Annotated in this window: 13 protein-coding genes; 11 read left to right on the forward strand and 2 right to left on the reverse strand. The window is 61.0% G+C overall.

Annotation, left to right across the window (positions count from 1 at the left end; all coding sequences use genetic code 11):
• The first annotated feature begins 122 nt into the window (after positions 1 to 122).
• From ppc to AC0IXS_RS21480, 8 genes are all read left to right on the forward strand, one after another.
• The gene (ppc, locus tag AC0IXS_RS21445; RefSeq protein WP_057408674.1) at positions 123 to 2759 is read left to right on the forward strand and encodes a phosphoenolpyruvate carboxylase; all 2637 of its coding nucleotides are present in this window, start codon (positions 123 to 125) and stop codon (positions 2757 to 2759) included.
• Between the two features lie 48 nt (positions 2760 to 2807).
• On the forward strand, positions 2808 to 3020 hold the full coding sequence (locus tag AC0IXS_RS21450) for a hypothetical protein (RefSeq protein ID WP_122455631.1): 213 nt from the start codon (positions 2808 to 2810) through the stop codon (positions 3018 to 3020).
• Positions 3021 to 3040: 20 nt separating this feature from the next.
• Positions 3041 to 3688 carry an adenylate kinase gene (gene adk, locus AC0IXS_RS21455; RefSeq protein WP_057408672.1) on the forward strand — a complete coding sequence of 216 codons (648 nt, stop codon included), beginning with the start codon at positions 3041 to 3043 and terminating at the stop codon, positions 3686 to 3688.
• An 85-nt stretch (positions 3689 to 3773) separates the two neighbouring features.
• On the forward strand, positions 3774 to 4448 hold the full coding sequence (gene tsaB, locus AC0IXS_RS21460) for a tRNA (adenosine(37)-N6)-threonylcarbamoyltransferase complex dimerization subunit type 1 TsaB (RefSeq protein ID WP_057408671.1): 675 nt from the start codon (positions 3774 to 3776) through the stop codon (positions 4446 to 4448).
• A gap of 198 nt (positions 4449 to 4646) precedes the next feature.
• A complete protein-coding gene (locus tag AC0IXS_RS21465) occupies positions 4647 to 4958 on the forward strand; it encodes a hypothetical protein (protein ID WP_122490998.1) in 312 nt (103 codons plus the stop codon).
• 2 nt (positions 4959 to 4960) lie between these two features.
• Entirely contained in the window at positions 4961 to 5824 is an 864-nt protein-coding gene (locus AC0IXS_RS21470) for a DUF72 domain-containing protein (protein WP_161987287.1), read from the forward strand.
• Positions 5825 to 5873: 49 nt separating this feature from the next.
• Complete coding sequence (locus AC0IXS_RS21475) at positions 5874 to 6707, forward strand: isocitrate lyase/PEP mutase family protein (protein WP_122667646.1); 834 nt, start codon at positions 5874 to 5876, stop codon at positions 6705 to 6707.
• 2 nt (positions 6708 to 6709) lie between these two features.
• Complete coding sequence (locus AC0IXS_RS21480; RefSeq protein ID WP_057408667.1) at positions 6710 to 7399, forward strand: extensin-like domain-containing protein; 690 nt, start codon at positions 6710 to 6712, stop codon at positions 7397 to 7399.
• Here the strand turns inward: AC0IXS_RS21480 and AC0IXS_RS21485 are convergent, their stop codons facing one another.
• Entirely contained in the window at positions 7400 to 8020 is a 621-nt protein-coding gene (locus AC0IXS_RS21485) for a hypothetical protein (protein ID WP_004878953.1), read from the reverse strand.
• 96 nt (positions 8021 to 8116) lie between these two features.
• Here AC0IXS_RS21485 and AC0IXS_RS21490 point away from each other — a divergent pair, with 96 nt between their 5' ends.
• Positions 8117 to 8911 (forward strand): class I SAM-dependent methyltransferase, encoded by a 795-nt coding sequence (locus AC0IXS_RS21490; RefSeq protein WP_122564422.1) that lies wholly within the window; start codon positions 8117 to 8119, stop codon positions 8909 to 8911.
• Between the two features lie 18 nt (positions 8912 to 8929).
• Here AC0IXS_RS21490 and AC0IXS_RS21495 read toward each other — a convergent pair whose 3' ends face one another.
• Positions 8930 to 9568, reverse strand: a complete 639-nt coding sequence (locus AC0IXS_RS21495) for a TetR/AcrR family transcriptional regulator (protein ID WP_057408665.1) — start codon at positions 9566 to 9568, stop codon at positions 8930 to 8932.
• Positions 9569 to 9659: 91 nt separating this feature from the next.
• On the opposite strand from AC0IXS_RS21495, the gene AC0IXS_RS21500 reads away from it, so the two are divergent.
• Both AC0IXS_RS21500 and AC0IXS_RS21505 read left to right on the forward strand, forming a co-directional pair.
• Positions 9660 to 10760, forward strand: coding sequence for an efflux RND transporter periplasmic adaptor subunit (locus AC0IXS_RS21500; protein ID WP_471825632.1), 1101 nt, complete (start codon positions 9660 to 9662; stop codon positions 10758 to 10760).
• A gap of 5 nt (positions 10761 to 10765) precedes the next feature.
• The gene (locus AC0IXS_RS21505) at positions 10766 to 13834 is read left to right on the forward strand and encodes an efflux RND transporter permease subunit (protein ID WP_449125106.1); all 3069 of its coding nucleotides are present in this window, start codon (positions 10766 to 10768) and stop codon (positions 13832 to 13834) included.
• The last annotated feature ends 154 nt before the right edge of the window (positions 13835 to 13988 follow it).

A 13988-nucleotide genomic window follows, 5' to 3' on the forward strand; every position in this document is an offset into this window, starting at 1 on the left:
ACAAGGATTTGTCGGCGAGCGCGCTTTTGATGCACTGTTGGCAAAGCGGATTTCAATACACCCGTTCAGTTCGGGTAAGCGATCAGACAAAAAGCCCCAATAAAAAACCGGGAGAGGGAACGATGGCCGATATCGATGCGCGACTGCGCGAAGACGTTCACCTGCTGGGTGAGCTGCTGGGCAATACGATTCGCGAACAGCGCGGGGCTGATTTTCTCGACAAGATCGAGCGTATTCGCAAGAGCGCCAAGGCAGGCAGACGTGGCTCTGCTGAAGGTGCCGAAGCCCTCAGCTCCAGTGTCGATGGCCTGGAAGACGATGAACTGCTGCCAGTGGCCCGCGCGTTCAACCAGTTCCTTAACCTCGCGAACATCGCCGAGCAATACCAGCTCATGCATCGCCGCGACGACTCGCAGCCGCACCCGTTCGAATCCCGGGTACTGCCCGAACTGCTGGAGCGCCTGAAGGCCGAAGGTCATGCTCCTGATGCGCTGGCGAGACAGTTGGGCAAGCTGGAGATCGAACTGGTGCTCACCGCGCACCCCACCGAAGTGGCCCGGCGCACGCTGATTCAGAAATACGACGCGATTGCCGCGCAGCTTGCTGCGCTGGACCATCGTGATCTCAACAGTCTGGAGCGTGAACAGATCACCTCGCGTCTGCAGCGGTTGATCGCCGAAGCCTGGCACACCGAAGAGATCCGTCGTATCCGCCCGACCCCGGTCGATGAAGCCAAGTGGGGCTTTGCGGTCATCGAGCATTCGCTGTGGCACGCCATTCCCAACTACCTGCGCAAGGCCGATCTGGCGCTGCAGGCAGCGACCGGCCTGCATTTGCCCCTCGAAGCGGCCCCGATCCGCTTCGCCTCGTGGATGGGCGGTGACCGGGACGGCAACCCGAATGTCACGGCGGCTGTCACTCGTGAAGTATTGCTGCTGGCGCGCTGGATGGCCGCCGACCTGTATCTGCGTGATGTGGACAGTCTGGCTGCCGACCTGTCGATGCAGCAGGCCAGCGACGCGTTGCGCGCCCGTGTCGGCGACAGTGCCGAGCCCTATCGCACCGAACTCAAGCGCCTGCGCGAACGCCTGCGAGCGACCCGTAACTGGGCCAATGCGTCGTTGACCGTCACTCAGCCTGCGCCTGAAGCCGTGTTGCACGACAATCGCGAGCTGATCGGACCCTTGATGCTCTGTTTTCAGTCACTGCACGAGTGCGGCATGGGCGTGATTGCTGACGGTCCGCTGCTGGACTGCCTGCGTCGTGCCGTGACCTTCGGTCTGTTCCTGGTGCGTCTGGACGTGCGTCAGGATTCCAGCCGCCATTGCGCGGCCATGACTGAAATTACCGATTATCTGGGGCTGGGCCGTTACGAGGAATGGGACGAGCAGACCCGCATCGAGTTTCTGTTGCGTGAACTGAACAACCGTCGTCCGCTGCTGCCCGGCTATTTCAAACCCGCCGCAGACACAGCCGAAGTATTGGCAACCTGTCGCGAAGTGGCGGCGGCACCGGCGGCATCGCTGGGCTCTTATGTCATCTCCATGGCGGGCGCAGCGTCGGATGTGCTGGCGGTGCAGTTACTGCTTAAAGAGTCCGGGCTGCAACGACCCATGCGCGTCGTGCCGTTGTTCGAAACTCTGGCGGATCTGGACAACGCCGGACCGGTCATCGAAACACTGCTGGGTTTGCCGGGTTATCGGTCGCGTCTGCACGGTCCTCAGGAAGTGATGATCGGTTATTCCGACTCGGCCAAGGACGCTGGCACGACCGCAGCGGCTTGGGCGCAGTACCGGGCGCAGGAAAAACTCGTACAGATCTGTCGCGATCAACAGGTCGAACTGCTGCTGTTCCATGGCCGTGGCGGTACGGTCGGACGTGGTGGTGGCCCGGCCCACGCGGCGATTCTGTCGCAGCCTCCGGGCTCTGTGGCGGGACGCTTCCGCACCACCGAGCAGGGTGAAATGATCCGCTTCAAGTTCGGCCTGCCGGACATTGCCGAGCAGAACCTCAACCTTTATCTGGCTGCTGTACTGGAAGCGACCCTGTTGCCGCCGCCACTGCCTGAGCCGGCGTGGCGCACGATGATGGACCAGTTGGCCAGTGATGGCGTCAGCGCCTATCGGGCGGTGGTCAGAGAGAACCCGGAGTTTGTCGAGTATTTCCGCCAGGCCACGCCCGAGCAGGAATTGGGTCGCCTGCCGTTGGGCAGCCGACCGGCCAAACGCCGCGAAGGCGGTGTGGAGAGTCTGCGTGCCATCCCGTGGATCTTCGCCTGGACCCAGACACGCCTGATGCTGCCCGCCTGGCTGGGCTGGGAAGCGGCGCTGACCAAGGCGCTGGAGCGTGGAGACGGCGATGTGCTGGCGCAGATGCGCGAACGCTGGCCGTTCTTCAGAACCCGCATCGACATGCTGGAAATGGTACTGGCCAAGGCGGATTCAGATATTGCACGGCTGTACGACGAACGTCTGGTCAGCGAAGAGCTGCAACATTTAGGCTCACATTTGCGCGACCTATTGTCGCAGGCGTGCGATGTGGTGCTGGGCCTGACCGGGCAGACGCAATTGCTGGCACACAGCCCCGAAACCCTCGAATTCATAAGCCTGCGCAATACCTATCTGGATCCGTTGCATCTGCTCCAGGCTGAACTGCTGTCGCGCTCGCGCCACCGTGAGGCGCATCTGGACAGCCCTCTGGAACTGGCGTTGCTGGTGTCTGTGGCGGGAATTGCCGCCGGGCTGCGCAACACCGGCTGACGGCCTGGCCCGAGTGGCAGGCGCTGGGTTTGATCAGGATCACGGCGGGTGAAGCGTTTAAAGGCTAACCTGCCGGAGGGGTTGCAGCAGGTCGTACCGTTCAATGACCTCGGCCTGCACGCCAGTGCCCCTGCGGTTACTGCGACTTTTGGCGGCTTGTGCGGCTACGGTCTGCTGTGTATCTTGATCAGCCTTTTGGCCTATTGGCCTGATTCATTTTTTAGATTGGCCCCTGAGGCGAATCCGATGATTTCCATATAAAAAATTTGAGGAGCATGACGATGCGCGTGATTCTGCTGGGAGCTCCCGGGGCCGGTAAAGGTACTCAGGCAAAATTCATCACTGAAAAGTTCGGCATCCCGCAAATTTCGACAGGCGACATGCTGCGCGCAGCGGTCAAGGCCGGTACAGAACTGGGCATCAAGGCCAAGAGCGTCATGGATTCGGGCGGTCTGGTCTCCGATGATCTGATCATCGGCCTGATCAAGGACCGTCTGGCTGAGCCGGACTGCCAGAACGGCGTGCTGTTCGATGGCTTCCCGCGCACCATTCCACAGGCCGAGGCATTGCTGAAAGCCGGTCTGGAAATCGACCATGTGCTGGAAATCGCTGTCGATGACGAAGAAATCGTCCAGCGTATGTCCGGTCGCCGTGTTCACCCGGCATCCGGTCGCACCTACCATCTGGTTTACAACCCGCCCAAGGTTGAAGGCAAGGACGATGTGACTGGCGAAGATCTGGTTCAGCGCCCTGACGATGTGGCAGAAACCGTGCGTCATCGCCTCGCTGTCTACCACGAGCAGACCAAGCCGCTGGTGGAGTTCTACAGCAAACTCAGCGCTCAGAATGGCAAGCCAAAGTGCAGCCACATCCCAGGTGTTGGCTCTGTAGAAGAGATCACCGCCAAAGTGCTGAAAGCACTGAGCTGATTCGACATCGCTTCTCGACAATGGCCCGCTTGCGGGCCATTTGTCATTTATACTGCGCCACTTTTCCACGACGACGGACACACCGATGACCACCTTGCTGGCCCTGGACACCGCCACTGAAGCCTGCTCGGTCGCTTTGCTGCATGACGGCAAGGTACTGAGCCACTACGAGGTGATTCCGCGCCTGCATGCCCAGCGCCTGTTGCCGATGATCAAGGACCTGCTGGCCGAGGCATGTATTGCGATGTCGGCGCTGGATGCCATTGCGTTCGGCCGTGGTCCGGGTGCGTTCACCGGCGTACGGATTGCTATTGGCGTGGTTCAGGGGCTGGCATTCGCGCTGGAGCGTCCGGTATTGCCGGTCTCCAATCTGGCAGTGCTGGCACAGCGTGCCTTTCGCGAGCGAGGCGTGTCGCAGGTGGCGGCTGCCATCGATGCGCGAATGGATGAGGTGTATTGGGGCTGTTATCGTGAAACAGGAGGCGAGATGCGTCTGGTCGGTGCCGAAGCGGTGATGGCGCCGGAACTGGCTGCACTGCCCGCTGACATAACGGGTGAGTGGTTCGGTGCCGGTACGGGGTGGGGCTACGCCGAGCGTATCCCGGTTGCGTTGTCAGGGCATGATGCAGGCCTGCTGCCGCACGCTCAGGACCTTTTGACACTGGCCACCTTTGCCTGGCAGCGCGGCGAAGCCGTTCAGGCCGATGATGCGCAGCCGGTGTATCTGCGTGACAAGGTTGCCACGCCGAAGGCGCGTTAGTACTCGCGCGGCAACTCGCAAGTTAGGGCGATTGCAACGGTTGTATCAATTTGCCATCTACCGTTTATCGTTTTAGTGTGACTTAAAACGCTCGGGCTCAAACAATTTGCAATATGTGTGGTCTAGTTAACGTTAGGAAGTTTGCCAGTATCCGGACTGTAACGTTAAATTGCCACTACAGAAGCCGAGTAAATATTGATGCGCATCGACGGACCATCACAACGTTCTTACCCCATCAAGCGAAAGCCGCAGAAGCAGCCTTCGACGGTTGAGGGTTCTTTCGAAGAAGTCACCACCGACGTTGATCTGCCGGTGCCTGCGCGCGCGTCCCGTCGCGACGCTGACCAGGGTCCGATCGGCAGTACTGGCAACGTACCTGCACGTCCTCAGGACATCATCTTTCCCCGCTCCATGAGCTCTCGTGTCGCCAACGCCCTGGCCAGTTACCTGACTACGGCCAGCTTTGTGGATTGGGACCTTGAAGTATCGGGGCTCGATCTTCACGTCTGATTGTGTCCGGTCTGCCTTATTACCTCGGCTGCCCGTCCTGGAGCGAAAACGCCTGGCGCGATTCGCTGTATCCCGATGACGCCCGCCCGACTGATTTCCTGAGCCTGTACTCGCAGGTTTTCAATGTTGTCGAAGGCAATACCACTTTCTATGCCCGTCCCGCGGCCTCCACCGTGCAGCGTTGGGCTGAAGTGATGCCTGAAGACTTTCGCTTCACCGCCAAATTTCCCCGTGACATCAGCCACGACGGTGACCTGCGTGCCCAAGTAACCGCTGCTGAGACTTTCATTCAATTGATGGCTCCGCTGGGTCAGCGAGTTGCACCGTTCTGGTTGCAACTGTCGGCCAGTTTCACGCCGCAACGCCTGGCTGAGCTGGTCGGTTTCATTGATGAACTGAATGTGCCGCTCGCTGTGGAAGTCCGCAACATGGCGTTCTTCATGAAGGGCGATGAGGAACGCATGCTCAATCGTCTGCTGCTGGATCGCGGTATCGAGCGCATCTGTCTGGATTCGCGTGCCTTGTTCAGTTGCATATCCAGCGACCCCGCGGTCCTGCACGCGCAGTCCAAGAAACCCAAGGTGCCTGCACGTCCGGCAGCGCTCACTCAGCACCCTCAGGTCCGATTCATTGGCCGCCCTGAGCTTGAGGCCAATGACCCGTTTCTGGTGCAGTGGGTGGAAAAAGTCGCGGTCTGGATCGAAGAAGGGCGGGTGCCTTACGTGTTCCTGCACACACCGGACAACCTGCGCGCGCCCGAGCTGGCGCGACGTTTTCATGAGCAATTGAGGGTGCGCCTGCCAGGGCTGCCACCGCTGCCTGAGCTGGACCGAGGTCCACAGGTGGAGCAGTTGGGCTTGCTCTGAGGTCGATAGGTGTGGGTTGATTGAAGCCCTTCACCCGGAGAGCACGCACATGGACTCGCAACAACTTCTCAAAGCGCAGGCGTTCAAGGCCTTGCATGAACGCGATGGCGCCTTCGTGATGCCCAATCCCTGGGATGCCGGTTCGGCAAAACTGCTGGCCTCGATGGGGTTCGAAGCGTTGGCGACGACCAGCGCAGGCCTCGCGTTTACCTTGGGTCGTCCGGACGCCGAGGGTGCGATCAGCCGTGATGACACGCTCGCCAACGTGGCGGATATCGTGGCGGCCACCTCGCTTCCTGTCGCTGCCGATCTGGAAAACTGCTTCGCCGACAGCCCCGAAGGCTGCGCGCAAACGCTGCTCAAGGCGGCAGCGGCGGGCATCGTGGGTGGCTCCATCGAAGATGCCAGCGGGCGGGCAGACCATCCGATTTACGACTTCGATCTGGCGGTGGAGCGCGTCCGGGCTTCGGCCGCTGCGGTGCGCAGCCTGCCATTTGCGTTCATGCTCACGGCGCGGGCCGAAAACCTGCTGAACGGGCGGATGGATTTCGCTGACACCTTGCGCAGACTTGAGGCTTACGCCGAAGCAGGGGCGGACGTGCTTTACGCACCGGGCCTGCGGACCCGGGATGAAGTCATCGCGGTAGTGCGTGCGGTCGCCCCCAAGCCCGTCAATATCCTCATGGGCCTGGGCGGCGTGACACTGTCGGTGGCGGATCTGAGCGAGTGCGGCGTCAAACGCATCAGCGTCGGTTCCTCGCTGGCGCGGGCAGCCTTCGGTGGTCTTTATCGCGCTGCCGAGGAAATCCGCAACTACGGCACCTTCAACTACGCCGGACAGGCGCTGCCCTTCGATCAACTGAACGATCTGTTCAAGGGCTGAGCATGCGTGTGTTCCTGTTGTTGCTGATCCTGTGTGCGGTCGGAGTGGTTGCGGTGTGGCGGGGCTGGATCGACGTACCGCCGCAATGGAATCCCTGGGCACCGCTGGATGTGCGCGCCGAACCCAATCTGTTGACGCCGTTCAAACTGTCGCGCCTGCGTGATGATCCGGCGCTGTGTGATCAGGTGTTGAGTGCGTCGGGTCTGCGTTTCAGCCGGCAGGCGGACAGCCCTGCGTCGGCGCGATGTCCGCTGGAGAACACCCTGCGTGTGCAGGGCGGCGATGTGGCACTGAGCAGCAGCTTTCTGGCCAGCTGCCCGCTTGCTGTGGCCTATGTGCTGTTCGACATTCACACGCTGCAGCCGGCAGCCGAGACAGTGTTCGGTCAGCGCGTTGCACGTATTGATCACTTGGGCAGTTTTGCCTGCCGCAATATCTATAACCGCGCCAATAGCCGGCTCAGCCAGCATGCGACGGCCAATGCGCTGGACATCGCCGGTTTTCGCCTGGCAGATGGTCAGCGCATCAACCTGCTCAAGGACTGGAATGACGCAGGGGACAAGGGGCGTTTTCTAAGGCTGGTTCGCGACGGGGCCTGCAGGAATTTCAGCACGGTGCTGGGGCCGGAATACAACGCGGCGCATCGTGATCATTTTCATGTGGACATGGGGCGTTGGCAGGTGTGTCGCTGATCAGGCTGCCATGCGCAGGTTTTGCAGAATCAGCGGACGAGCCCAGACGTTCTCGTAATCGAACTGGCGCTGTTGGGTGGCGATGGTCTTTTCGTCGAGGGGCAGGGCAGGCTTGTCAGCCAGGTCCCATTCGAGCTCTGCGATAGGCAGGTGCAGTGGACGGGTCTGTGGTGCCGGGCCAGGTGTCACATCGCTGTGAGCATTGAGGACGGTCGGGCGCACCCAGTTGCTTTCGAATTCCAGATGACGTTGTTGCTCGATCATGTCGGCAATGCTGAACGGCTCGGCTGGCGGTGGCAGCAGATCGAGTTCGAATTCGGCGATTGGCAGGAACAGCGGCTCTGGCGGCTTGACCTCGGTGTCGGCCACCGGGCAGGCACGCTGCTCGACGATCTTGCTCAGGGTCTTGGCGCCTGCGACGGGTTCGCCGGTCTCGACGTCCACTTCCACACTGCTTGGGTGGACCGGAATCGGCGTGCTGTCGGCAACCTGATCAGCCATCGCACGTGCAAAAGCATCCGACCACAACTGCGTGACACCACCAAGGGTGCGGCTGTTGCGGACGCTAAAGTCGCCTGAGTGCGACAAATAGCCAATGGATGTTTGAACAATGTCTGACATAGCGATCAGTACTGGCGTTGGGTCTGGCAAAATGCCGGATACTTGGTTATCGGCAGATTTTGCTGATCATTAACATTTTTTGAGTGTGTGGACGTAATGAGTGAACAGCAGGCAGGCAGTCGTATCCGGGTCGAAGCCCTGACAGCGGACGGGCAGGATCAGGCGGCCGCGTGGGCCGAGCGTCTGGGTCTGCCGTTGCAGGATGAACAGGCTGATTTTGCGCTGCAGGTGACCGACGATGGCCTGCAATTGCAACAGCTGGGTGACGATGCGCCCGGCGCGGTGCGGGTCGATTTTGTCGAAGGAGCGGTGGCTCATCGCAGGCTTTTTGGCGGTGGCACCGGGCAGATGATTGCCAAGGCCGTCGGCATTCAACCGGGTATCCGCCCCAGCGTGCTGGATGCCACGGCGGGGCTGGGCAAGGATGCGTTCGTACTGGCGAGCCTGGGCTGCGAGATGAGCCTGATCGAGCGGCAACCGATTATCGCCGCCTTGCTGGAAGATGGGCTGTCACGCGGGCGCCATGACCGCGACGTGGGTTCGATCATCGGTCAGATGCGTTTGCTGACCGGCAACTCGATTGAGCTGATTCGTGACTGGCAGGGCGAGGCGCCGCAGGTGATCTACCTCGATCCGATGTTCCCGCACCGGGAAAAAACCGCACTGGTCAAAAAAGAGATGCGCCTGTTCCGCCCGCTGGTAGGCGATGACATGGACGCGCCTGCCTTGTTGGAAGCCGCGCTGGCACTGGCCACGCACCGTGTGGTCGTCAAGCGTCCGCGCAAGGCACCCTGCATCGATGGCCCCAAGCCGGGTTACGCGCTGGATGGCAAATCCAGCCGCTACGACATCTACCCGAAGAAAGCCCTCAAGCCCAAGGCTGTGGATTAACCCGGTCGTGCCTGTCCATCATTGTTCAGGCTGATAGGCCCGCATGAACAGTTTCACGACTTCCTGAACATGCCGCTCAGCGGTATCCGCGTCCGGCGGTGTGCTGCATCCCACCAGCAGCCGGAAGTTGTGAATGCCTTTGACCATGTTCAGAAAATGCTCGGCAGCCCTGCGCGGGCTTTCGATGCGCAGGCTGCCGGTTGCGTCGATCTCGACCAGCACGCGTTCCATCTCGCTGACCAGCTTTTGCGGACCGGCCTCGAAGAAGATCATCGACAGCTGCGGGTCCTGAGTGCCCAGCGTCACCATCAAGCGATGCAGGTCCAGGGATTCCGGGCTGTTGACCAGGCACTGAAAGGCTCGGGCGATATTCAGTAGCGCTGTCTCGACCGTCGCGCCTTCTGCCAGATGAAACAGCGCGGCAGGCATCTGCTCTTCGCAACGCGCCACCACGGCGGCTGAAAACAGCGTTTCCTTGTCGGTGAAATGGCTGTAGACCGTGAGTTTGGAGACGCCGGCTTCGCTGGCGATCGCATCCATGCTGGTATTCACGTAGCCGTTGCTGACGAACAGATTCTTCGCGGATTCGAGAATGGCCTTGCGCTTCTCGAGGTCCTTGGGGCGGCCGGGGCCGCTGTTGGATGGGGTATCAGGCATAAGGTTCAAATAATGTACTGGTGAGTTTGATAATTTTTAATATACTCGCCAGTACAATTATTCCAAGCCTGTTTTGATGAAGGTTTACATCATGCTCCGCGATGTCATGCCGCTTCTCGTGCCGCTGTGTCTGGTCTCGCTGCTGACAGCGTGCGGTCAGGAAACCACCGCCCCGGTTTTCGTGCGCCCCGCGATGGTGGTGCAGCCGCTGCCTTCCGCTCAATCCATGGACAGCTACCCTGGCGAAGTGCGTGCCCGCTTTGAGCCTGAGCTGGCGTTTCGTATTGCCGGCAAGGTCAGCAAGCGGCTGGTCGAGGAGGGGCAGCGGGTCAAGGCCAACCAGCCCCTTGCCGAACTGGATGCGCAGGACGTACGCCTGCAACTGGACGCCACCCGTGCACAGGTCGCTGCCGCCGAAGCCAACCTGCAACTGGTGCGTTCCGAGCGGGATCGGTACAAGACCCTGCTGGACCGGCAGATGGTCAGCCGCTCGCAATACGACAACGCCGAAAACCTCTATCGCTCAGGCGAAGCCCGACTCAAGCAGATCAAGGCCGAGCTGACGGTGGCTGACAATCAGACGGCTTACGCCGTTCTGCGTGCGTCTCAGGACGGCGTGATCGCCAGGCGTTCGGTGGAGGTCGGGCAGGTGGTTGCTGCCGGGCAGACGGTCTTCACCCTGGCCGCCGACGGTGAGCGAGAAGTGCTGATCAGCCTTCCGGAACAGAATTTTGCCCGCTTCAAGGTCGGCCAGCCGGTCTCTGTCGAGCTCTGGACACTTCGCGATCGGCGCTTCCCAGGCCGCATTCGTGAGCTTTCACCTTCCGCCGATCCCCGTTCGCGCACCTTCGCGGCGCGGGTGGCGTTTGCCAGCGGGCAGGTTCCCGCAGAGCTTGGCCAGAGCGCGCGGGTATTCATTGCGGCCGAGCATGCCGTGCCGCTGGCGGTGCCGCTCTCGGCGGTCACCGCCGAGAACGGAGCGACGTATGTCTGGCGTGTCAGCCCTGACAGCACTGTGACGCGAGTCCCGGTCCAGGTTGGCCCGTATGGTCAGGAGTCGGTGCCAATCGTTCAGGGTGTGCAGGAAACCGACTGGATCGTGGCCGCAGGTGGACATGTATTGCGTGAGGGTGAGCGTGTCCGTCCGGTGGATCGCAGCAATCGGGCCGTGAAACTGGCTGCCAGGGAGTAGGCCCGATGCACTTCAATCTTTCCGAATGGGCGCTGCGTCACCGCCAGGTCGTGCTGTACCTGATGATCGTTCTGGCCATCGTGGGCGCGCTGTCCTACACCAAACTGGGGCAGAGTGAAGACCCGCCCTTCACCTTCAAGGCCATGGTGATCCGCACATTGTGGCCGGGCGCCAGCGCCGAGGAAGTGGCCCGACAGGTCACGGATCGCATCGAAAAGAAACTCATGGAAACCGGCGAGTATGAGCGCATCGCGTCGTTCTCGCGGCCTGGAGAATCCACCGTCACCTTCGTGGCGCGTGATTCGATCTTTTCTGCCTACCTGCCTGATCTCTGGTATCAGATCCGCAAGAAGGTCGGCGATATTCGCCAGAACCTGCCGCCCGACGTTCAGGGGCCGTTCTTCAACGATGAGTTTGGTACGACCTTCGGCAATATCTATGCGCTGACCGGCCAGGGTTTTGATTACGCGGTACTCAAGGATTACGCCGACCGGATTCAGATTCAGCTGCAACGGGTCAAGGATGTCGGCAAGGTCGAACTGATCGGGTTGCAGGACGAGAAGATCTGGATCGAGCTGTCCAACGTCAAGCTGGCCACGCTGGGCTTGCCGTTGCAACAGGTGCAACAGGCACTGCAGGCGCAGAACGCGGTGTCCTCGGCAAGCTTCTTCGAGACCTCCAGTGAACGAATCCAGCTGCGGGTCAGCGGGCAGTTCCAGAGCGTGGACGAGATACGCAACTTCCCGATCCGCGTGGGCGACCGCACGTTTCGAATCAGCGATCTGGCGGATGTACACCGTGGCTTCAACGACCCGCCTGCGCCGCGCATGCGCTTCATGGACGAGGATGCGATTGGTCTGGCAGTGGCCATGAAGGACGGCGGCGACATTCTGGTGCTGGGACGAGCGCTGGAAACCGAGTTCGCCCGGTTACAGAAGAACCTTCCGGTCGGCATGCAGTTGCGCAAGGTGTCCGATCAGCCGGCTGCGGTAAAGACCGGCGTCGGCGAGTTCGTTCAGGTACTGGCCGAAGCGTTGATCATTGTGTTGCTGGTGAGCTTCTTCTCGCTGGGTGTCCGCACCGGCATGGTGGTCGCGCTGGCCATTCCGCTGGTGCTGGCGATGACCTTTGCGACCATGTATTACCTGGGCATCGGCCTGCACAAGATTTCGCTGGGGGCGCTGGTGCTTGCCTTGGGTCTGTTGGTGGATGACGCGATCATCGCCGTGGAAATGATGGCAATCAAGATGGAGCAGGGCTACGACCGGCTCAAGGCCGCCAGCTTCGCCTGGACCAGTACGGCATTCCCGATGTTGACCGGCACGCTAATCACGGCAGCGGGCTTCCTGCCGATTGCCACCGCGCAATCGAGTACCGGTGAGTACACACGCTCGATCTTTCAGGTGGTGACCATCGCGCTTATCGCCTCGTGGATCGCGGCAGTCATGTTCGTGCCTTATCTGGGCGACCGCCTGTTGCCGGATCTCGCCAAGCGGCATGCAGCCAAGCATGGCAGCCATGCCCCTGATCCCTATGCGACGCCGTTCTACAAACGTGTTCGCGCACTGGTGGGCTGGTGCGTACGGCGCCGCAAGACGGTGATCGTTGCCACGGTCGGCCTGTTCGTCCTGTCGGTAGTGATGTTCAAGTTCGTCCCGCAGCAGTTCTTCCCGGCTTCCGGGCGTCTGGAACTGATGGTGGACCTGAAGCTGGCCGAAGGCTCGTCGCTGGTCAACACCGGCGAGCAGGTCAAGCGTCTGGAACAGATGCTCAAGGGCCACGAAGGCATCGACAACTACGTCGCGTATGTAGGCACCGGCTCGCCGCGTTTCTATTTGCCACTGGACCAGCAACTGCCTGCGCCCAGCTTCGCCCAGTTCGTGGTGCTCACCCGCAGCATCGAGGATCGCGAGGCGCTGCGCGGTTGGCTGATCACTCATCTTAATGAGCAGTTTCCGACCCTGCGCTCCAGGGTGACGCGTCTGGAAAACGGCCCGCCTGTGGGCTATCCGGTGCAGTTCCGTGTCACTGGCGAGCACATCGAAGTGGTCAGGGCGTTGGCCCGCAAGGTGCAGGACAAGGTTCGCGAGAATCCTCATGTGTCCAATGTCCACCTGGACTGGGAGGAGCCGAGCAAGGTCGTACACCTGAACATCGATCAGGATCGCGCACGGGCGCTGGGCGTGACCACCGCCGACCTCTCGGCCTTCCTGCGAAACTCACTCACGGGTTCAACCGTCAGTCAGTATCGCGAAGACGACGAACTGGTGGACATCATGGTGCGCGGCACACGCAATGAGCGCGAGCAACTGGAAGCGCTGTCCAGCCTGGCCGTTCCGACGCAAAACGGCGCCAGCGTCGCGCTGTCTCAGGTGGCGACGCTGGAGTACGGATTTGAAGAAGGCGTGATCTGGCACCGCAACCGCCTGCCCAGTGTGACCGTGCGTGCTGACATCTATGGCAAGGATCAACCGGCGACGCTGGTGAAGCAGATCATGCCGACCCTGGATGGGGTACGTGCCGAGTTGCCGGACGGTTATCTGCTGGAGGTTGGCGGTACGGTGGAGGATTCCGCACGCGGACAGAATTCGGTGAACGCAGGCGTTCCCTTGTTCATCGTCGTCGTGTTGACCCTGCTGATGATCCAGTTGCGCAGCTTCTCGCGCATGCTCATGGTGTTCGTGACCGCACCGCTGGGCTTGATCGGGGTAACGCTGTTCCTGCTGATCTTCAATCAACCGTTCGGCTTCGTGGCCATGCTGGGCACCATTGCGCTCTCGGGGATGATCATGCGCAACTCGGTGATTCTGGTGGATCAGATCGAGCAGGACATTGCCGCAGGCCTGGATCAGTGGCACGCGATCATCGAAGCCACAGTGCGTCGCTTCCGGCCCATCGTACTGACGGCTCTTGCGGCCGTACTGGCGATGATCCCGCTGTCGCGCAGCCTGTTCTTCGGCCCGATGGCCGTTGCCATCATGGGCGGTCTGATCGTCGCCACTGCGCTGACGCTGCTGTTTCTGCCCGCGCTGTATGCGGCGTGGTTCAGGGTGAAGAAGGTTGAGGGTATATAAGTCGGCTGTTATCGCGGTGAGTAACGGACCGTGGGAGGCGTCACCCTGTCGTCGACCGCAGCTCACCGGACTGTGGGAGGCGGCTTGCCGGCGATGAACGATGACGCGTTTTTCTGGCATACCGCGTCGACCTCATCGCCGGCAACCCGCCTCC

It is taken from the genome of Pseudomonas sp. AC016 (assembly GCF_979253365.1).